The 20,042-nt window shown below is 63.8% G+C and carries 12 protein-coding genes; 9 read left to right on the top strand and 3 right to left on the bottom strand.

Features of this window, described 5'->3' with window-relative positions; all coding sequences use genetic code 11:
• Positions 1-130 precede the first annotated feature (130 nt).
• The gene (locus WA237_RS06620) at positions 131-1,990 is read left to right on the top strand and encodes an ABC-F family ATP-binding cassette domain-containing protein (RefSeq protein ID WP_336097461.1); all 1,860 of its coding nucleotides are present in this window, start codon (positions 131-133) and stop codon (positions 1,988-1,990) included.
• Between the two features lie 73 nt (positions 1,991-2,063).
• Here the strand turns inward: WA237_RS06620 and dnaE are convergent, their stop codons facing one another.
• Positions 2,064-5,555, bottom strand: a complete 3,492-nt coding sequence (gene dnaE, locus WA237_RS06615; protein WP_336097101.1) for a DNA polymerase III subunit alpha — start codon at positions 5,553-5,555, stop codon at positions 2,064-2,066.
• Between the two features lie 300 nt (positions 5,556-5,855).
• Between dnaE and WA237_RS06610 the strand changes: the two genes are divergently transcribed.
• The 3 genes from WA237_RS06610 to WA237_RS06600 are packed head-to-tail and all read left to right on the top strand — an operon-like array spanning position 5,856 to position 9,638.
• Positions 5,856-6,761, top strand: coding sequence for a dihydrodipicolinate synthase family protein (locus WA237_RS06610; protein ID WP_336097100.1), 906 nt, complete (start codon positions 5,856-5,858; stop codon positions 6,759-6,761).
• 3 nt (positions 6,762-6,764) lie between these two features.
• A complete protein-coding gene (locus WA237_RS06605; protein WP_336097099.1) occupies positions 6,765-8,273 on the top strand; it encodes an aldehyde dehydrogenase in 1,509 nt (502 codons plus the stop codon).
• Between the two features lie 18 nt (positions 8,274-8,291).
• Positions 8,292-9,638, top strand: coding sequence for an NAD(P)/FAD-dependent oxidoreductase (locus WA237_RS06600; RefSeq protein ID WP_336097098.1), 1,347 nt, complete (start codon positions 8,292-8,294; stop codon positions 9,636-9,638).
• Positions 9,639-9,695: 57 nt separating this feature from the next.
• Here the strand turns inward: WA237_RS06600 and WA237_RS06595 are convergent, their stop codons facing one another.
• Both WA237_RS06595 and WA237_RS06590 read right to left on the bottom strand, forming a co-directional pair.
• Positions 9,696-10,193, bottom strand: a complete 498-nt coding sequence (locus WA237_RS06595; RefSeq protein WP_009815423.1) for a hypothetical protein — start codon at positions 10,191-10,193, stop codon at positions 9,696-9,698.
• Positions 10,193-10,891: a response regulator transcription factor gene (locus WA237_RS06590; protein ID WP_009815424.1), complete on the bottom strand. Its 699-nt coding sequence runs from the start codon at positions 10,889-10,891 to the stop codon at positions 10,193-10,195. Before WA237_RS06590 ends, WA237_RS06595 begins: the two co-directional genes overlap by 1 nt.
• Positions 10,892-11,797: 906 nt before the next feature.
• On the opposite strand from WA237_RS06590, the gene WA237_RS06585 reads away from it, so the two are divergent.
• The 5 genes from WA237_RS06585 to WA237_RS06565 all read left to right on the top strand — a co-directional run bounded on the left by WA237_RS06585 (position 11,798) and on the right by WA237_RS06565 (position 19,996).
• The gene (locus WA237_RS06585; RefSeq protein ID WP_336097097.1) at positions 11,798-13,531 is read left to right on the top strand and encodes a hypothetical protein; all 1,734 of its coding nucleotides are present in this window, start codon (positions 11,798-11,800) and stop codon (positions 13,529-13,531) included.
• A gap of 162 nt (positions 13,532-13,693) precedes the next feature.
• Positions 13,694-15,862 carry a type I secretion protein ATPase gene (locus WA237_RS06580; protein ID WP_336097096.1) on the top strand — a complete coding sequence of 723 codons (2,169 nt, stop codon included), beginning with the start codon at positions 13,694-13,696 and terminating at the stop codon, positions 15,860-15,862.
• Between the two features lie 404 nt (positions 15,863-16,266).
• Complete coding sequence (locus WA237_RS06575) at positions 16,267-17,988, top strand: type I secretion system permease/ATPase (RefSeq protein ID WP_336097095.1); 1,722 nt, start codon at positions 16,267-16,269, stop codon at positions 17,986-17,988.
• Positions 17,981-19,321, top strand: coding sequence for an HlyD family type I secretion periplasmic adaptor subunit (locus tag WA237_RS06570; RefSeq protein WP_040618188.1), 1,341 nt, complete (start codon positions 17,981-17,983; stop codon positions 19,319-19,321). Before WA237_RS06575 ends, WA237_RS06570 begins: the two co-directional genes overlap by 8 nt.
• A 60-nt stretch (positions 19,322-19,381) precedes the next feature.
• Positions 19,382-19,996 (top strand): MarC family protein, encoded by a 615-nt coding sequence (locus WA237_RS06565; RefSeq protein WP_009815429.1) that lies wholly within the window; start codon positions 19,382-19,384, stop codon positions 19,994-19,996.
• Positions 19,997-20,042: the final 46 nt, after the last annotated feature.

Here is a 20,042-nt window from a genome sequence, read left to right as displayed (position 1 = left end):
CTCTTTACATTAGGGGTTAAGCGCGGGATCAGACCCGCCGGAACGGTGTTTCGCGGCCCCGATACCACGCGCCCCCAGCTTTGAAAAGCCGCGATTGACAGTGCCTCTCTGCTGCGCCATTCCCCTGCCCATGTTGAAAATCGAGAACATCTCCTACGCGGTCGCTGGCCGCCCCCTCCTCGAAGAGGCCAGTGCCGTCATCCCCGAGGGCCACAAGGTCGGCATCGTCGGCCGCAATGGCACCGGCAAGACCACGCTGTTTCGCCTGATCCGGGGCGAACTGGCGCTCGAAGGCGGCCAGATCACCCTGCCCTCGCGCGCCCGCATCGGCGGCGTCGCCCAAGAGGTGCCGGGCAATGAGGTGTCGCTCATCGACACGGTGCTCGCCGCCGACACCGAACGCGCCGCGCTCCTGGCCGAGGCCGAAACCGCGAGCGACCCGGCACGCATCGCCGATGTGCAGACCCGGCTGTCGGATATCGACGCCTGGGGCGCCGAGGCGCGCGCCGCCACCATCCTGCGCGGCCTGGGCTTTACGCCCGAGGAACAGCTCATGCCCTGCAGCGCTTTCTCCGGCGGCTGGCGGATGCGCGTGGCGCTGGCGGCGGTGCTCTTCTCCGCCCCAGATCTGCTGCTCCTCGACGAGCCCACCAACTATCTCGACCTCGAAGGCGCGCTCTGGCTCGAAAGCTATCTGGCGAAATACCCCCATACGGTGCTGGTGATCAGCCACGACCGCGGGCTGCTCAACCGCGCCGTCGGCGCGATCCTGCATCTCGAGGACCGCAAGCTCACCCTCTATCAGGGCGGCTATGACCGCTTTGCCGAGACCCGCGCCGCGCGGCTCGCCGTGGCCGAGGCCGAACTGCGCAAGCAAGACGCCCGCCGCGCCCATTTGCAGAGCTTTGTCGACCGGTTCCGCTACAAGGCCTCCAAGGCCAAACAGGCGCAATCGCGGCTCAAGATGATCGAAAAGATGAAGGTCATCACCACCCCGCAAGAGGCCGCGCTGCGCGCCTTCAGCTTTCCCGAACCCGAAGAGCTGTCGCCGCCGATCATCAATCTCGAAAGCGCCTCGGTGGGCTATGGCGAGAAACCCGTGCTGGGCCAGATGACCCTGCGCATCGACCAGGACGACCGGATCGCGCTGCTGGGCCGCAATGGCGAGGGCAAATCGACCCTGTCGAAACTCCTGGCCGGCAAGCTCGATCCGATGGGCGGCCGGGTCACCCGCGCCACCAAGCTGCGCGTGGGGTTCTTCGCCCAGCATCAGGTCGAGGAACTGCATCTCGACGAGACGCCCATCGACCATGTGCGCCGCCTGCGCCCTGCTGAGCCCATCGCCAAGCTGCGCGCCCGGCTCGGCGGATTTGGCATCGGTGCCGAACAGGCCGAAACCGAGGTCGGGCGGCTCTCGGGCGGGCAAAAGGCCCGGCTGAGCCTGATGCTCGCCACGATCGACGCGCCGCATCTGCTGATCCTCGACGAACCGACCAACCACCTCGACATCGAGAGCCGCGAGGCGCTGGTTGAGGCGCTCACCGCCTATTCCGGCGCGGTCATCCTCGTGAGCCACGACATGCACCTGCTGAGCCTCGTCGCCGACCGGCTCTGGCTGGTCAAGGATGGCCGGGTGAAACCCTATGAGGACGATCTCGAAACCTATCGGCAGATGCTCGTCTCGCCTGAGAAATCGAGCCGCCCCAAATCCGACAAGGCCAAGGCCGCGGCCAAGCCCAAACGCCCGTCGCGCGACGCGCTGCTGGCGCTGCGCGCCGAGGTCCGCAAATGCGAATCCCGCGTCGAAAAGCTGCAGGAAATGTCGGAAAAGCTCGCCACCAAACTGGCCGACCCGGCGCTTTATGACGAGGACCGCGTCGACGAGGCCGCCGTCTGGCAGCGCAAATATTCCGAAGTCTGCGACGGGCTCGAACGGGCCGAGGCGCTCTGGATGCGGGCGTTGGAAAAACTCGAAGCCGCCGAGGCCTGAGGCCCGCTCTCTTTCTGGTCAGAAATACCCAAATCCCCCGGCCTGCACCGGGGGATGCCTTTGGTTATTTCCCTTAGATATCTTCCACGTCCCAGACCCCATCGAGGCTCTTGATCGCGCCCTTGATCTGCGGATTGACGGCAAATTCCTGGCCTGCGTCCATCTCCACCTCGCCGGGCAACCCCTGATCCACCAGACAGAACCGCACCGGACCCCGGGCAGCATTGCGCGCCGCCTCCTGCGCCCGGGCCAGCACCCGCGCCACGGTCTCGACCGCGCCGGGGCTTTCGACAAAAATCCGAAGCCCCATGGCCCCCGCATCCGCCACCACCGTGTCAATGGGCGACACCGACCGCGCCAAGAGCTTGAGCTGATCGGATTCGCTGGTGGCCTCGACAGTGACCACGACCTGCGATCCGGTCTCCAGATAATCGCGTGACTTCTCAAGCGTTTCCGAGAACATCGTGACCTCATAGCCGCCGGTGGTATCGCTCAGCTGCACAAAGGCAAAGCGGTTGCCGCGCGCCGATTTCCGCTCTTGCCGCCCGGCCACCACACCGGCGAGCTTGGCGATACAGGCCCCGCCCCGCGCCAGCATCTCGACCTCGTCGAGCGTCTTGACGTCCTTGCGCTTGAGCGCGGCCATGTAATCGTCGAGCGGATGCCCCGAGAGGTAAAACCCCACGGCGCGGAATTCTTCGGTGAGCCGCTCGGCGGGCAGCCAATCCTCGACCGGCATGATGCGCGGCTCGGGCAGATCGTCGCCCGCCTCACCAAAGAGCGACACCTGGTTGGAATTGCGCTGCTCATGGATCGCGGCCGAGTAGTTCATCAGCCCTTCGAGACTGTCAAACACCCGGCGGCGGTTGCGGTCAAGCTCGTCAAACGCCCCGGCCCGCGCCAGCATTTCCAGCGGCCGCTTGCCGATCTTCTTGAGATCCACCCGGCGAGCGAAATCATAGAGCGTGGCAAAGGGCTTGTCACCGCGCGCCTGGGTGATGAGCCGCATCGCCTCGACGCCGACGTTCTTGAGCGCCCCCAGCCCGTAATGCAGCACGCCGTCGCGCACGATGAACCGCGCCTCGGAGCGGTTGACGCAAGGCGGCAGCCAGTCGAGCCCCAGCCCCTTCTTCACCTCTTCGAAATAGACCGCCAGTTTGTCGGTGAGATGAATATCGCAATTCATCACCCCGGCCATGAATTCCACCGGGTGGTTGGCCTTGAGCCAGGCGGTCTGATAGCTCACCACCGCATAGGCGGCGGCGTGCGATTTGTTGAACCCGTAGTTGGCGAATTTCTCCAGCAAGTCAAAGACTTCGCTGGCTTTCTTCTTGTCGACGCCATTCTCGGCCGCGCCCTTTTCGAACTTGGGCCGTTCGGCGTCCATCGCCTCCTTGATCTTCTTGCCCATGGCGCGGCGCAGAAGGTCAGCACCGCCGAGGCTATAGCCCGCCATGACCTGGGCGATCTGCATCACCTGTTCCTGATAGACGATGATGCCTTGGGTCTCTTCGAGGATATGGTCGATGAGGGGATGCACGCTCTCGCGCTCCTTGACCCCGTTCTTGACCTCGCAATAGGTCGGGATGTTCTCCATCGGACCGGGCCGATAGAGCGCCACGAGCGCCACGATATCCTCGATACAGGTGGGCTTCATCCGCTTGAGCGCGTCCATCATGCCCGAGCTTTCCACCTGGAACACCGCCACCGTCTTGGCGCGGGCATAGAGCTCATAGGTCTTGGCATCGTCGAGCGGGATCTGCCCGATATCGTCGACCGCGCCCTCGGGCGGCTCATAGAGGGTCGCGCCATCCGCCGCCTGATGCAGATGCCGCCCGCCGCCCTTGATCTGATCAATGGCGTTCTGGATCACGGTGAGGGTCTTGAGCCCGAGAAAGTCGAACTTGACCAGCCCCGCCTGCTCCACCCATTTCATGTTGAACTGCGTCGCCGGCATGTCCGAGCGCGGATCTTGATAGAGCGGCACCAGCGCGTCGAGCGGCCGGTCGCCGATCACCACGCCCGCGGCATGGGTCGAGGCGTTGCGCAGCAGCCCTTCGACCTTCATCCCGTAATTCAGCAGCCGCTCGACCACCTCTTCGCGCCGCGCCTCTTCGCGCAGCCGTTCTTCCTGCGCCAGCGCCTGTTCGATGCTCACCGGCTTGACCCCCTCGACGGGGATCATCTTCGACAGCCGGTCCACCTGCCCATAGGGCATCTGCAAGACGCGGCCAATGTCGCGCACCGCGGCCTTGGACAGAAGCGCCCCAAAGGTGATGATCTGCCCGACCCGGTCGCGGCCATATTTGTCCTGTACATAGCGGATCACCTCTTCGCGGCGGTCCATGCAGAAGTCGATGTCGAAGTCGGGCATCGACACCCGCTCGGGGTTGAGGAACCGCTCGAACAGCAAGCTGTAGCGCAGCGGATCAAGGTCGGTGATGGTCAGCGCATAGGCCACCAGACTGCCCGCGCCCGAGCCCCGCCCGGGCCCCACCGGAATATCGTGATCCTTGGCCCATTGGATGAAATCGGCCACGATCAGGAAATAGCCCGGAAAGCCCATGCCCTCGATGATGCCGAGCTCGAAATCGAGCCGCTTTTGATAATCCTCGACCGAGGCCGCATGCGGGATCACCGCGAGCCGCGCCTGAAGGCCCGCGTTGGCCATGCGGCGCAGCTCGGCCACCTCGTCATCGGCGAATTTCGGCAGGATCGGATCGCGGCGATAGCAGCCAAAGGCACAGCGCCGGGCGATCTCGACGGTATTTTCGAGCGCCTCGGGCAGATCGGCAAAGAGCGTCGCCATCTCCTGCGGCGTCTTGAGGTAATGTTCCGGCGTCAGCCGCCGCCGCGGGCCGCTTTGATCGACATAGGCGCCTTCGGCCACGCAGAGCATGGCATCATGGGCCTCGAACATCTCTTTATTGGGGAAATAGACGTCATTGGTGGCCACCAGAGGCAGGCCCATCGCATAAGCCATCTCGACATGACCGCGTTCGGTGAGCCGTTCGGCCTCGGGCTGGCCGTTTTCGCCGGGGTGGCGCTGCAGCTCGATATAGAGCCGGGTGGGATAGGCCTTGGCCAGCCGCGCGACCAGCGCCTCGGCCACAGGCGCGCGCCCCGCCTGCAAGAGCCGCCCCACCGGCCCATCCGGCCCGCCGCTGAGACAGATCAGCCCCTCGGCATGGCGTTCGAGCTCTTCGATGATCACATGCGGCAGCGACCCGTCGCCGCGCAGATAGAGGCACGAGTTGAGCTTCATCAGGTTCTCGTAACCCGCCTCGTTCTGCGCCAGCAGGACAAGCGGCGCGATCGCCTCGTCGCCCGCCGCTTCGTCATAGTGGAAATCGACCTGACAGCCCATGATCGGCTGCACGCCTGCGCCCTGCGCCGAGACGGAAAATTCGAGCGCCGCGAACATGTTGTTGCTGTCGGTCACGGCGACGGCGGGCATGTCCATATTGGCGCAAAGACCGGGCAGCTTCTTGAGGCGCATGGCGCCTTCGAGAAGCGAATATTCGGTGTGCAGGCGGAGGTGGATGAATCGGGGGGCTGTGCTCATGCCGCCAGCTTATGTGAGCCGCGCCCGCCATGCCAGAGCCAAGGCAGCGCCAAGTTGGTGCCAAGGCCGCGTGGGGCGCATATGCTCCAACAGGACGGCAAAGCCCCGCCGCACGGCGCGCGCGCCCCACCCCATAAGAAAACCCTTATGCCCAACCCAAGAATATTCTCGCTTTTTCGCGCATTGATTCTGGCTTACCCCAAGGGACAGAGAATTCTGGCCGTCGCGCCTATAGGGCTGCCTTATGCAGCCCCGGCGCCGACAGGCCCCAGCCACGGAGATTGCCAGATGGCCCCAAGGATGACACTCGAAGGGATCTACACCCCGGTCGTGACCCCGTTGCATGATGATTTCAGCGTCGATTACGACGCGCTGGCCGATGTGGTCGATCATCTGGTGGCAAGCGGCGTGCACGGGCTTATTTCCGGCGGCTCGACCGGCGAGAACTATACCCAGACCGTCGAGGAACGGCTCGAGATCGCGCGCTTCACCCAAGACCGGCTCAAGGGGCGGCTGCCGCTCTTTGTCGGCACCGGCATGATGCGCACCGAGGACAGTCTCGCCATGGCCGCGGGCGCCCGCGAGATGGGCGCCGATGGCATCCTGCACGGCACCCCGCCCTATTCGGTCCCCACCGAACATGAGAATGCGCTCAACACGCTGGCGGTGGACCGCGCCGCCGATCTGCCGATGATCCTCTACAATTATCCCGGTCGGATGGGCGTCAACATGGGCGAAGAATTTCTCGACCGGGTCGGCCGCTCGCGCAATGTGATCGGCATCAAGGAAAGCTCCGGCGACATCAACCGCGTGCATCTTCTGGCCCGCGACTATCCCCATATTCAGCTCAGCTGCGGCATGGATGATCAGGCGCTGGAATTCTTTGCCTGGGGCGCGCGCAGCTGGATCTGCGCCGGCTCGAACTTCCTGCCCGAGGAACATGTGTTCCTCTACGAGACCTGCGTCGTGCAGGGCGATTTCGCCAAGGGCCGCCGCATCATGTCGGCGATGATGCCGCTGATGCGGGTGCTCGAACAGGGTGGCAAGTTCATCCAATGCGTCAAGCATGGCACCACCTTCATGGGCCACCCCACCGGCACCGTGCGCCCGCCCCTGCGCCCGCTCAACAAGGATGACAAGCGTCAGCTCGAACAGGTCATCCGCACCCTCAAACGCACCATTTCTGACATCAAGGCGGAGAATTGAGCCATGAGTGATCTTCTGACCCGCGAAGAATACGGCGCCATTGCCAAGGGGCTGACCCTGCCCGTCAACGCTTTTATCGACGGCAGCTTTCGCCCCGCGCACTCCGGCGCGACCTTTGAGACCGTGAACCCCGCCACCGGCGCCAAGCTCGCCGATGTGGCTTCCTGCGACGCCAAGGATGTGGATTTCGCCGTCGAAAAAGCCCGCGATGCCTTTGAGGATGGCCGCTGGTCGCGGCTCCACCCCTCGGCGCGCAAGGATGTGCTCATCCGCCTGTGCAAGCTGCTCACCCGCAACGCCCATGAGCTGGCGGTGATGGAAAGCCTCGACAGCGGCAAGACCATCTATGATTGCGAAACCGTCGACATTCCCGAGACCATCCATTGCCTCAAATGGCATGCCGAGCTCATCGACAAGATCTATGATCAGGTGAGCCCCGCCTCGGACGACCATATCGCCATGGTTCTGCGCGAACCGGTGGGGGTCGTGGGTCTCGTGCTGCCGTGGAACTTCCCGCTCTTGATGCTGGCGTGGAAGATCGGCCCGGCGCTGGCGGCAGGCTGTTCGGTGGTGGTGAAACCCGCCGAGGAAACCCCGCTCACCGCGCTGCGCCTGGCGGAACTGGCGCATGAGGCGGGTGTGCCCGCCGGTGTGCTCAACATAGTGACCGGCGACGGGCCGGGCGTCGGCGAGCCGCTCGGGCGGCACCCGGATGTCGATATGGTCTCTTTCACCGGCTCGACCGAAACCGGGCGTCGCTTTCTGCATTACTCCGCCGACAGCAACCTCAAGGAAGTCGTTCTCGAAATGGGCGGCAAGAACCCCTGCGTGGTGCTCGACGACGCCGAAAACCTCGACAGTGTCGCGGCCCATGTGGTCAACGGCGCCTTTTGGAACATGGGCGAAAACTGCTCGGCCTCGTCGCGGCTCATCGTGCATGCGGCAGTGAAGGACGATCTTCTCGCCCGGGTCGAGGCCCATGCCCGCGAATGGATCACCGGCGATCCGCTCGACCCGCAGGTGCGCGTCGGCGCGCTCGTGTCGCGGGCGCATTTCGACAAGGTCTGCTCCTATCTCGACGAGGTTCAAAAGGGCCGCGTGGTGATCGGCGGCACCCATTCCGGCGGCGCCTTTGTCGATCCCACCGTGGTCGAGATTTCCGGCAATGACGCGCGGCTTGCCCGCGAGGAAATCTTTGGCCCGGTCCTGTCGGTGATCACCGTCACCAGCACCGAAGAGGCGATCAGCATCGCCAATGACACGCCCTATGGGCTGGCGGCCTCGGTGTTTTCGGCCAATGGCAAACGCGCGATCCGCGCCGCCCGCGCCATCAAGGCCGGGACCGTCACCGTCAACAGCTTTGGCGAGGGCGACATCACCACGCCCTTTGGCGGGTACAAGCACTCGGGCTTTGGCGGCCGCGACAATGGCATCCACGCCCATGACCAATACACCCAGCTCAAGACCATCTGGATCGACCTGTCGGATGACAGCGACGATCAGATCGGCTGAGCCATCGAGGCCAGACCCATGACCAAGCTTCATGCCCGCCGCCTGCCCCGTCACACCGGGCGGGCGGCCTGGAACGCCATTCTGCCCGAGGCGCCGCCGCCCGTGGCCCTGACCGAGGATCGCACCGCCGATGTGACCATCGTGGGCGCGGGCTTTGCCGGGCTCTCGGCGGCGCGGCGGCTGCATCAGATCGACCCGGGGCTGCGCATCGCCGTGCTCGACGCGGGCCGCGTCGGCGAAGGGGCCGCCGGGCGCAACTCGGGCTTTATGATCGACCTGCCCCATGACCTGCAATCCGACGATTACGCGGGCCATGCGGCGGACAACGACCGGATCATGACCGGGTTCAACCGCGCCGCCATCGCCTTTGCCGCGCAGGCCGTCGCCGACTATGGCATCGCGCCCGCCTATTTCGATCCGGTGGGCAAGGTCAACGGCGCGGCGGGCGACGGCGCCCATGCCCAGAACCTGAGCTACGCCCGTCATCTCGAGGCGCTGGGCGAGCCCTGTGAAATGCTCGACGCGCAGGCGATGCAAGAGCTCACCGGCTCATCCTATTACCAGTCCGGGCTCTACACGCCGGGCACCGCGATCTTGCAGCCGGCGGGCTATATCCGGGGGCTCGCCGCCGGTCTCGCCGCGGGCGGCGTGGCGATCTATGAGGAAAGCCCCGTCACGGATATGCGCCGGAATGGCTCTGACTGGACGGTGACGACCAAGGGGCATCGCCTCACCTCGGGCTGCGTGATCCTGTGCACCAATGGTCATCTGGAAAGCTTTGGCTTTGCCAAGAAACGCCTTTTGCATGTGATGCTCTTTGCCTCAATGACCGAAGACCTCTCGCCCGAGGCGCTCACCGCGCTCGGCGGACGGCCGCGATGGGGAATCACGCCGTCGGACCCGATGGGCACCACCATGCGCCGCATCGATTCGGCCCAGGGCGGCAACCGGATCATCACCCGGTCTTGCACCGAATTTCGCCCCGGCATGGAGCCGAGCCGCGCAGGGCTCGCCCGCGCCACCCGCGTCATGGCCCGCAAATTCGCCGACCGTTTTCCACAGCTGAGCGGCGTCAAACAGGAATATATCTGGGCCGGTCACCTCTGCCTGAGCCTCAATGGCGTCTCGGTCACCGGGCGGCTCGACGACGGGCTGTTTTCGGCCTGCGTGCAAAACGGGCTTGGCACCGCGCGCGGCACGCTCACCGGCATCGCCGCCGCCGAGGCAGCGCTTGGCCATCACAGCGACATCAGCGCCCATTTCACCGCAGAGCCCGCGCCGAAACGCCTGCCGCCCGAACCCTTTGCCACGCTCGGCGCCAATATGGTGCTGCGGCTGCGCGAACATCGCGCCCGCATCGAATAAAGCGGAGCAACGCGGACCAGGCCCAAACTCAGGCCCAAAAAATTCAGGCCCGAAAAATCAGGCCGGATATTTATGCGCCGAGATGAACTGCCAGATGTCGCGGTTGATCTCGGCCAGCGCATCGAGCGCCGCGCGGATCTCGTCCAGCGCCGCCTCGTCGAGCGGCGTGTCCTGCCCCATCAGCAGCCGGTCTTTGCGGTCGGCAATGCGCATCTGGATGGTGCGCGGATGCTGCCCGTCGGGATCAAAGGCATAGATGCAGTGATTGTAGCGGTTGCGCAGCGCCGAATGGCGTTGAATGCGGCCGGTGAGGCCGAGAATGGCCTTGCGCTCGGCGGCATCGACCCGGTCGAGCTTGGACAGCCGTTCCACCAGGTCGATCCGCGCCCGTGTCGTGTTGAGCGTCAGAAAGGTGACGGTGGCGATTTCCTTATCGGTGCCCGAAAGCCCGGCGATCAGATGGATCAGCAGGCTTTCGGTATTGGTCCAGGCATAGTTGAGCCGCCCGACGAGCAGGAGCACCGTATCGAAATCGATCCGGCCCCCCGCCGTCATCACTGCACGCGCGCGGATTGCTGCTGTTCCAGAAAACAGATCGTCGCCTCGGTCCGGTTATGCACCCCGAGCTTGGCGATCACATGGTGCATATGCAGCTTGACCGTATGCACCGACAGGCCGAGCTTGTCGGCGATGATCTTGTTCTGATTGCCCTGCGCGGCACAGCTCAGCACTTCGAATTCGCGATCGGTCAGCCGATCGAAAAGCCGGTCGGGCATCGCGGGCTTGGCAGGTTCCGGCGCGGGTGCCGCCTGTTCGATCAGCTCGCGCGGCATATAGCTCTCGCCACAGAGCAGCAAACGCAGCACCGACACCCAGCGGTCGATCTCGAGGTTCATCGGCAGATAGCCGAGCTGCGCGCCAAGCCCATCGGCCTCGGCCGCATCCGCCACCTGACGCGCGGCGGGCACATCGCGATAGCCGAGCGCCACCATCGCGCCGTTGAACCCCTCACAAATCTTCCCCAACTGCGCGAGCAGCTCTTTCGACTGGCTTTGATGGACAATGATCGCGCGCAGGTTATGGCGCCCGTTCTTGTCGAAAAACCCGAGGTCGTTGATATGGGAAATGCGCTGGAACTCGCAGCAGGGAAACTCTTCGCTCGCCAGCCGGAGCACATGGTCGGAAAAATCATGCGCGGTACCGACAAACAGGCAGATCACTTTGGTCTTATCCAGGTTTGCTTCATCAATCATAGGCTCTCATCCCCTAGCCTTGAGCGCAAATAGGATCGGCCGGACAGGCCGCGCGCTCTCGTGTTGAAAAACTCTCTCGAGGCCGGTTTGAAAGACCCCGTCCAAACAATGGTCACTCTTACCTTTGAGCCCAAAAATACGGCGGGCCATGGCTGAAAAATCACCCGAAATACGGTGAAGCCATTAATTAATATTAACACATTTTAGCCTAATTGTCCGCTTGTTTATTGGGCATTGGGCGTAGGGCGGGTCAAATTGGGCAAAGGTTGGACCGGCCCCCTCGCGCCTTGGGCGATGGCGATTTTGTCAACTCAACCCTGACGTTACGCGCCCTCACCCCGCCTGCCGCCCCCCGCCGCCCGCGTTCAGGCGCTACCCATCACGGCCACCCGGGGTCTAGACCCCCAGACCAGTGGATTTAGACCTCCCCCTGCTCTCCCTGATCAAAAGTTAACGTAAGGTTAACCGTTCGAACGCGCCCACAGCGATCCGCCCCGCCGTTTCCCCTGCCTTTTCAGCCAGATACCCGGCCCGACGGCGCATCGCCCCGTTAGACCGTTTTACCGGCTGTTTTCGACTCGGGCAGCGGTGAGATGCTGTGCCTACCGCAGGTCACTTGGGGAACATGACCCTTATTTTACGGGGAATGTCGGTGATCAGAGCGTCGGGGGGCATCGCATATTTTCCGCCTCCCGCCTGATCGTCAGCCTGACGGCAAGGGGAACAGATTGAATGAAGGGGGGACAGCAACACAGAGATTTCATCAGCCAACCCGGTGCCGTTCAGGATCGAGACCTCGTCCGAACCGCGCCAAATCATACGTCCAACAGAATCACCTTCCGTTGATGATCGCTTTTGAAATGAGCGGCGATCCAGCGAAGGTCTCTTATTTCGGAGATTGAACAAATGAGTAACCGCAACAACATGATTTTCCCGATCGGTCCCAATCACAGTCAGGACCAGGACCAAGATCAGCACCAGGCCCAGGCCCAGGCTGAACTGCAAGCCCAGCTGCAAGCACAGGGACAAGGCCAAGGTCAGGGTCAGGCCCAGTACTCATCAAGTGAGAACTGGAACGGCAATGGCAACGGCAACCTGAACGGCAACGGCAACCTGAACGGCAATGGCAATCTGAATGGTAACGGCAACCACAACGGTAACGGCAACCATAACGGCAATGGCAACCACAATGGCAACGCCAATGGCAACCTGAACGCCAACGGGAACCTGAACGCCAATGGCAACCTCAACGCCAATGGCAACGTCAACAGCAACACCAACGAGAGCATGACCACCGTGGGTGTTGAAGTGGCCGTCGGGATCGAAGGCTATGAGCCGACCGATGACGATTTCGCCGACATCGACCTCGACAATTCAGAGGCCGGTGATTTCATCATGGCCGACGGCAATATCGACTACAGCCCCGGCAATGACCTGAACCTCGAAGACATCCTTGCCGACGCCCTTGACGGCGAAGGCAATGACACGGGCATCGTCAACGCAATGTCCAACAACCTTCAGGACAATGACACGCTCGACAACGTGTCGAACGACGGTTCGCTGGATCAAACCAACGATTCCCGCGGCGGCGACGCTTCTTCGGGTGACGGCATCAGCTCCGGCGCAGGCGGCGGCAATGGCGGCGAAGCCAATTCGACCGGCGGTTCGGCCCTCGGTGGCTTTGGCTTTGGCGGCGCGGCCATCGCGACCGGCGCAGCCAGCGGTGACGGCGGTGAATCCACGGCCGAAGGCGGCGAAGGTGACGATGGCGGTGATGCAACCGCGGTTGGCATCGGCCTTGGTCTCGGCGCAGCTGGCGCGGATTCGGACGCTGACGGTGGCGACGGCGCAGGCGCAGCCTCGATCGGGGCCGGTCTCGGCATTGGCGCAGGTCTGGCCGGTGCGAATGCTGAAGGCGGCAACAGCGGCGACGCTGGCGGTCTTGGCCTTGGCATCGGTGCTGCAAGCTCCGACGCGGACAGCAGCAACGACGGCGATGCCGGCGCAATCGGAGCCGGTCTCGGCATCCTTGGCGTTGGTCTGGCTGGCGCTGAGAACGGTTCGACCGGCAATGCCGATGCGGCTGCAGGTGGCATTGGCCTCGGCGGTGGCTCGGGCGAGAGCGGCAATGGCGGTGACGCCGGTGCTCTGGCTGCAGGTCTCGGCAATGGTGAAGGCACCGGTCGCGGTGGCGAAGCCTCTGGCGGCAACGGCGGCGACGCCGGTTCGCTGGCCGGAGCGGCCAACAACGCCCAAGGCAATGGCGGCATCAATGGCGCCTTCGCCGGCAACGGCGGTGACGGCTACGGCGGTCACGCCTGGGGCGGTGACACCGGCAATGCCACGGGCGGCTATGCAGCGGTCGGCGGCGTTCAGGCCGGTGGCGGCACTGGCGGCTCGGCACGCGATGCCTTCGCGGATGGTGGTGCTGGCGGCAATGCCGGCATGTGGGGCTCGAACAACGGTGACGATGGTTTCGTGACCGGCGAGAGCTTTGCATCGGCCGCGTCGCAAATCGACACCACCGCGTTCAACCAGAGCGTTGTGATGGGCGCGAACGTCCTCGGCAACACGGTCGACATGACCGTGGTCGGCGGCAGCTTCAGCTCCAGCTACATCGGCGACGACGCCGACAGCTAAGTGACCTTGTTTCGGGCCCGGCATCGTCCGGGCCCGAAGCCTTTTTAAGACCCAAGATTTTTAGATTCGTAAATTCGGTGAAGCGGCCCCGAGGGCCGCACGGCCCTTAAGGCCAAAAGGCAAGAGCAGCCGGCCAGAATACTTGGATGGAAAGGCTCGGACATGTTGGACAAGACCACAGAGATCATCGCCCATATGGTGGGCATTTTCCACATCACGCTCGAAGAAGAGCGCATGCGTGACATCTATGAGGACTTTGCCGCGCTGAGGCTGGCCGAGGCAGATCTCGGAAGCTTGCTGAACATCACAGTCATCGTCAAAGCGCCCTACAGCCCCGATGGCTTTTCACCCTATACCAACTACCGCGATATCGCCCCGCCCGCCGAGGGTCCGGGGTTTTTCTTTCAGCCCTTCGGCTATTTCATGCCGCAGATCCCGCTGCCGATGCAGATCTTTCTGGCGCCCGATGCGATCTTTCTGCCGGCCCATCTGACGATCGAGATGGCGGCCGCACGGCCCCTTCTCATTCTCGAACCGCCGGGAAGCGTCGCCACCGCGACCTATCAATACGCCTGGCTCGAGGACAATGACGATTTCGAACTGGGCCGCAGCGATCATGTGTTCGAGGACACCGCCGCCTATACCGAAACGCTCAAGCAATATCACACCGTGGGTCAGGCGCTCGAAGCCGCCCCGCGGCTCGAGATGCCGGATTTTTCCGCATCCGTTCGCGATGACGCGCTCGCCACCACCCAGGCTGTAGCGCTCACCGAAGCGGCCCCGATCACCGGGGCCAGCATAGAGATCCAGCGTGGCGAGGCGACGCAAGGCACGTTCGAGAACGGCCAAGCCGTGGACACCGTGACCAAGCTCGACGACGTCATGCCCGCCTATTTCCGAGCAAAGAACCCAGATGTCACGCTGGACCCTGACGCAGAAGAGACCTCAGAGGACGACGGCACAAGCACCGGCCCCGAAGAGGGCGACAGCAGCTTTGTGCTCTCCAACGCCCCGGTCGATCCCGATCCCTTTGCCGGGCTCGGCGACAATCCGGCGAGCGCGCAATTCGCCGTGGATCCCGGCCATCTCGCCCTCGCGGGTGGCAATATGATGATCAACGAGGCCGGCATCACCCTGGGCTGGCTCGACGCGCCGGTCATCTCGGTGATGGGCGATGTGATCACCCTTGATCTCATTTCGCAGGTCAATGTCATGGTGAGCTATGGCTCGGTCAATGGCACCATCGAGGCCAGCGCTTCGACCAGCGTCAACAGCGCCGTGATGGCGCGGGTCAGCTCGGCCCCGCCGCCCGAAGAGATCATCGTCGAGGCCGAAGGCACCGAGGGCGAAGAGGGCAGCGACGCAAGCGCCGAGGGCGAGGCGGGCGAAACCGGCCCCGACGCCACCGCCGGCGGCCCGCTCTCCCTGCCCTCCAACTGGGCCGTGACCCGAATCGAAGGCGATTTGCTGACCGTCAACTTTGTCGAGCAATACAGCTTCATGACGGACCATGACCGCGCCGACATCACCTTCAGCAGTTCCAACACCTATATCGGTCTCGGCGACAACACCGTCGCCAATATCACCCAGCTCTTCGAGCTCGGCTTTGGCTATGACCTGATCATCATCGGCGGCAACATGATCTCGGTGAACCAGATCTTCCAGCTCAACGTGATGATCGACATCGACAATGTCACCTGGTCCGGCTCGATGGCGTTCAGCCCGAGCTTTGGCGACAATCTCGTGTTCAACGGCGCGTCGATCACCGCCACCGGGCTCGACAGCTATGCCGAGATGCAGGACAATTTCGCCAATGCCGCCGATCAGCTTGGCGATGGCGCCATCACGGTGGGCGGCGACGTCGCCCGCGACAGCGCCTTCGAGGGGATCGATCTGCTGCGGGTGCTCTATATCGACGGCGATCACACGATGATCAACTCGATCCGTCAGACCAATGTGATGGGCGATTCCGATCAGGTGCATCTGGCGCTCGACAATTTCGAGGCCGCCACCGGGGCCGAGGCTTCGGTCTCGCTGGTCAGCGGCTCGAACGCGGCGATCAACCTGGCGGCCATCGATCTCTATGGCACGGATTCCACCGTCCATGTCGGCGGCGAGGTCTATAGCGACGCGCTGATCTATCAGGCCGAGCTCATCGACACCGGGGCCAACCCGCTCGGCGTCAACCTGAGCCAGCTCACCAGCGAGGCGGTGGCCTTTCTCGCCGAGGGCATGCTCACCACGCCCGACCTGCCCGACACCGAAGAGATTGCGCCGACCCCGGCCCCTGACACCACATCGCCCGATGTGATGCAGACAATGCTTGCTTGAACAGAACGGATTACACATGAGTTTGGACGATATTGCCGCCCGAAACGCAGCCGCGCCGCCTGAGGCAGAGCTGCCCAATTCAACGAGCCCCGGAAAAACCGGCGCAAAACAATCATTTAACAAGGCAAAGACAGATTCCACCACTCACAGCACCAAAGACACAGACGACACGCTCCGCCTCGACCCGGCCCAGCGCGTGACGCCCAAGGAGGCCGACGGGCAGGAAATCTTCCGCTCCTCCCGCCCCGGCATCCAGATCGAAGGCGACACCGGCCCGATCCTGCGCAAAACCGGCGGCGGCGGCGCCAAACCCCCCGCAGCGCGGCGACGATGGCGGCGGCGGTGGCGGCGGCAACAACCAGACGCCCAAGTTCCACAAACGCGGCGGCCCCGACCAATTCGCCGTGCAGCTCGAAAAGGGCAAACGCGTGGTGCGCCGCAACATCGGCTTCGTGATGGTGCTGACCTGCGCCACCAACCTGCTGGTGCTGGCCATCCCGATCTATCTCTTCCAGATTTCCGACCGCGTGCTGACCTCGCGCTCGCTCGACACGCTGATCATGCTGACCATCGTCATCGGCAGCGCCGTGGTGCTGCAGGCGGTGTTCGACGCGGTCCGCCGCTTCATCCTGATGCGCACGGCGGTCGAGGTGGCGGTGCGGCTCGGCGCCCCGGTGCTGAGCGCGGCGGCGCAATCCTCGCTCCATGACAACGGGCGACAATATCAGACCCTGGGCGACCTGCAGCAATTGCGCGGATTTCTCACCTCCGGCACGCTCATCTCCTTCCTCGACGTGCCTTTTGCCCCGCTCTTCATCCTCGCCATCTTTCTCGTCCATCCGCATCTGGGGATGATCGTGGTGATCACCGCGATGGTCCTGATGGTGGTGGCGCTGATCAACCAGAAAATGACCGCAAAACCCTTTGCCCAGGCCAATATGGCCCAGGCCCGCGCCAACATGCATCTCGACAGCATGACCCGCAACAGCCAGATCATCAACGCCCTCGCCATGGTGCCCGAGGCCGTCGCCCTCTGGGGCCGCGACACGGCGCAATCCCTGCGCTCGCAGGTGATGGCCCAGGACCGCAACATCGTCTGGGCGGCCGTGTCGCGCGGCGCGCGGCTGCTGACCCAGATCGGCATGCTCGGCTGGGGCGCTTATCTGGCGATCCAGGGCGAGATCACCGGCGGCATGGTCATCGCCGCCTCAATCATCGCAGGCCGGGCGCTGGCCCCGATCGAAGGCTCGATCGAAGGCTGGAACGGCTTTACCCAGGCCCGTGGCGCCTATGGCCGGGTGACCCAGCTGATGCTGGCCACGGTGCAGAAATTCGAAAAACTGCGCCTGCCCAACCCCGAAGGACGGCTCACCGTCGAACGGCTGCTCTATGTGCCCACCGGCACCAAACAAGTGGTCTTGAACGGGCTGAGCTTTGATCTGAGCCCCGGCGAATCCCTCGCTGTGATCGGCAATTCCGGCGCGGGTAAAACCACGCTGGGCAAGATGCTGGTGGGCTCGATCCTGCCCACCTCGGGCAATGTCCGGCTCGACCTGATGGACCTGCGCAACTGGGACGAACGCCAGCTCGGTGAAAACATCGGCTACCTGCCGCAGGACGTGCAGCTCTTCCCCGGCACCATCAAGAACAACATCGCAAGGATGCGCGCTGATGCCCGCGACGAGGACATCTACCGCGCCGCCATGCTGGCCGATGTGCATGACATGATCGCCACCCTGCCACATGGCTATGAAACCATGGTGCAGGCCGATGGCTCGCCGCTCTCGGGCGGTCAGAAACAGCGGATCGCGCTGGCCCGCGCCTTCTATGGCAACCCGCGCTTTCTGGTGCTGGACGAGCCGAACTCGAACCTCGACACCGCCGGCGACCGGGCGCTTGCCAATGCCATCCGCCACGCCGGACAACATGGCATCACCGTGGTCGTCATCACCCAAAAACCCTCGCTGCTGAGCGTGGTCGACAAGATCATGCTTCTGGCCGACGGCAATGTCGCGCTCTTCGGCCATCGCCAGCAGGTGCTCGAACAGCTCGCCCAGCGCAGCAACCAGGGCCGTGGCGGCCATATTTCGGGACAACAGCAACAGGGAGGCCCGTCCAATGTCTAATCTCGTGGTCTATGCCGAGCCCCCCGAATGGTATGCCGAGGTGCCACGCAGCGTGTCAAAACTGGTGATCTTCGGCCTCGTGCTCTTGCTCACCACCTTTGGCGGCTTTGGCCTTTGGGCCTTTACCGCGCCGCTCGCCGCCGCGGTGATTTCCCAAGGCAGCTTTGTCGCCACCGGCAGCAACAAGATCGTGCAGCATCTCGAAGGCGGCATCATCAAGGAAATCCTCATCGAGGAAGGCGACAATGTCACCGCCGGTCAGCCGCTCCTGCGGCTCGATGAAACCTCGGCGCTGGCCACCGAACGCGAATTGTTCCTGCGCCAGATCCGGCTCGAGGCGATGGAGGCCCGCATTCTCGCCGAATACAATCAAAAGGAAACGCTCACCTACCCCGCCCATCTCGAGGCGCTGCGCTCGGATTTCAACATCGCCGCCATGCTCGATGGTCAGCGCGTTGTGTTCAACGTCGCCCTGCAACAGATGAAGAACGACGTCAAACTGCTGCAACAGAATATCGAGGCGCTCACCGTGCGCGCCGTCGGCTATCAGCAACAGCTCATCTCGAGCCGCGCCCAACACGCGATCCTTCTCGAAGACAGCAACGCCAAACAGACGCTGCTCGATCAGGGGCTGATCCGGCGCAGCGAATTCAACGCGCTCCGCCGCGCCATCGCAGAGATCGAAGGTCAGATCGGCCGCCTCATCGCCGAGGTGGACGAGATCACCGAGGTCAAACGCCGCTACGAGGCCCAGATCGCCCAGGCGGTGAGCGAACGGCGCGGCGCGGCGCTCGATGAGCTACAGGTCGTGCAATCCGAGCTTGAAAGCGTCCGCGAACAGGCCCGCACCGCTGAAAACGTGCTGCGCCGGGCCGAGGTCGTGGCGCCGGTTGCCGGCACCGTGGTGCGGCTCCACTATCACACCCCCGGCGGCGTGATCGAGAGCGGCAAGGCCATCGCCGAGATCCTGCCCACCGGCGAGCCGCTGATCATCGAGGTGCAGATCCCGCGCGTCGAGATTGACGTGGTCAAGAAAGGTCAGCCCGCCACCGTGCGCCTCACCGCGCTCAACCAGCGGATCACCCCGATCCTGATGGGCGAGGTATTCTATGTCTCGGCCGATGCGATCCTCGACCGCTCGCAGGAGAAACCGCGCGAGATCTATGTCGCCCGGGTCTCGGTGCCCCCGGCAGAGCTTGACCGGGTGCGCGGCTTTACCCCGACCCCGGGCATGCCCGCCGAAATCATGATCCAGACCGAGGAACGCACCTTTGTCCAATATCTGATGAAGCCGGTGACCGACAGCATGACCCGCGCCTTCCGCGAACAGTGACGCAAAGCCCCCGGCCAGAATTATCTTGATCTGGACCGGGGGCTCGCCTAATCGCTGGCCATGGACACCGCCTTTCTCATCACCGCCTTTGTCACCTTCTTCGTGATCATGGACCCGCCGGGCCTCGCCCCGGTCTTTGCCGCCCTGACCCAAGGCATGTCGGCCCAGCGCCGCCGCGCCATCGCGCTGCGCGCCTGTCTGGTGGCGGCCGGTGTGCTCATCGCCTTCGCGGCCTTCGGCGAGTCGATCCTCGGCTTCATCGGCATCACCATGCCCGCCTTTCGCATCGCGGGCGGTATCCTTCTTTTCCTGACCGCGCTCGACATGCTCTTTGAACGCCGCAACCAGCGGCGTCAGACCCGTGGTGAAGAAGATGACCATGACGACCCCTCGGTCTTTCCCATGGCGATCCCGCTCATCGCGGGGCCGGGCACCATCGCCACGGTGATCCTGCTCACCGGGCAGCAACCGGGCTGGGAAGGCTTTGCCCTCGTCGTCGGGGTCATGCTGGCGGTGCTGACGCTGAACTTTGTCTTTCTGCTCGGGGCGAGCCTCATCGACCGGGCGCTCGGCAAGACCGGCATCGTGGTGGTGACCCGGCTTCTCGGCATGCTGCTGGCGGCGCTGGCGGTGCAATTCGTGCTCGACGGCGTGCGCGGTTTCGGCCTCGCCTGAGCACAGTCGTGGTACCGTCGTAATACCGACGTGTTACCGACACGGG

The organism is Roseovarius sp. CH_XMU1461 (assembly GCF_037027165.1).
GTDB lineage: Bacteria > Pseudomonadota > Alphaproteobacteria > Rhodobacterales > Rhodobacteraceae > Roseovarius > Roseovarius nubinhibens.
The sequence above is the reverse complement of the archived record's forward strand: the minus strand, read 5'-3'. Positions and strand labels throughout refer to the sequence as shown.

Bases quoted from the DNA above. Each gene is read 5' to 3' on its own strand.
- dnaE (WP_336097101.1), bottom strand. From the start codon at position 5,555: ATGAGCACAGCCCCCCGATTCATCCACCTCCGCCTGCACACCGAATAT.
- WA237_RS06595 (WP_009815423.1), bottom strand. From the start codon at position 10,193: ATGACGGCGGGGGGCCGGATCGATTTCGATACGGTGCTCCTGCTCGTC.
- WA237_RS06620 (WP_336097461.1), top strand. From the start codon at position 131: ATGTTGAAAATCGAGAACATCTCCTACGCGGTCGCTGGCCGCCCCCTC.
- WA237_RS06610 (WP_336097100.1), top strand. From the start codon at position 5,856: ATGACACTCGAAGGGATCTACACCCCGGTCGTGACCCCGTTGCATGAT.
- WA237_RS06580 (WP_336097096.1), top strand. From the start codon at position 13,694: ATGTTGGACAAGACCACAGAGATCATCGCCCATATGGTGGGCATTTTC.
- WA237_RS06605 (WP_336097099.1), top strand. From the start codon at position 6,765: ATGAGTGATCTTCTGACCCGCGAAGAATACGGCGCCATTGCCAAGGGG.
- WA237_RS06600 (WP_336097098.1), top strand. From the start codon at position 8,292: ATGACCAAGCTTCATGCCCGCCGCCTGCCCCGTCACACCGGGCGGGCG.
- WA237_RS06570 (WP_040618188.1), top strand. From the start codon at position 17,981: ATGTCTAATCTCGTGGTCTATGCCGAGCCCCCCGAATGGTATGCCGAG.
- WA237_RS06565 (WP_009815429.1), top strand. From the start codon at position 19,382: ATGGACACCGCCTTTCTCATCACCGCCTTTGTCACCTTCTTCGTGATC.
- WA237_RS06590 (WP_009815424.1), bottom strand. From the start codon at position 10,891: ATGATTGATGAAGCAAACCTGGATAAGACCAAAGTGATCTGCCTGTTT.
- WA237_RS06585 (WP_336097097.1), top strand. From the start codon at position 11,798: ATGAGTAACCGCAACAACATGATTTTCCCGATCGGTCCCAATCACAGT.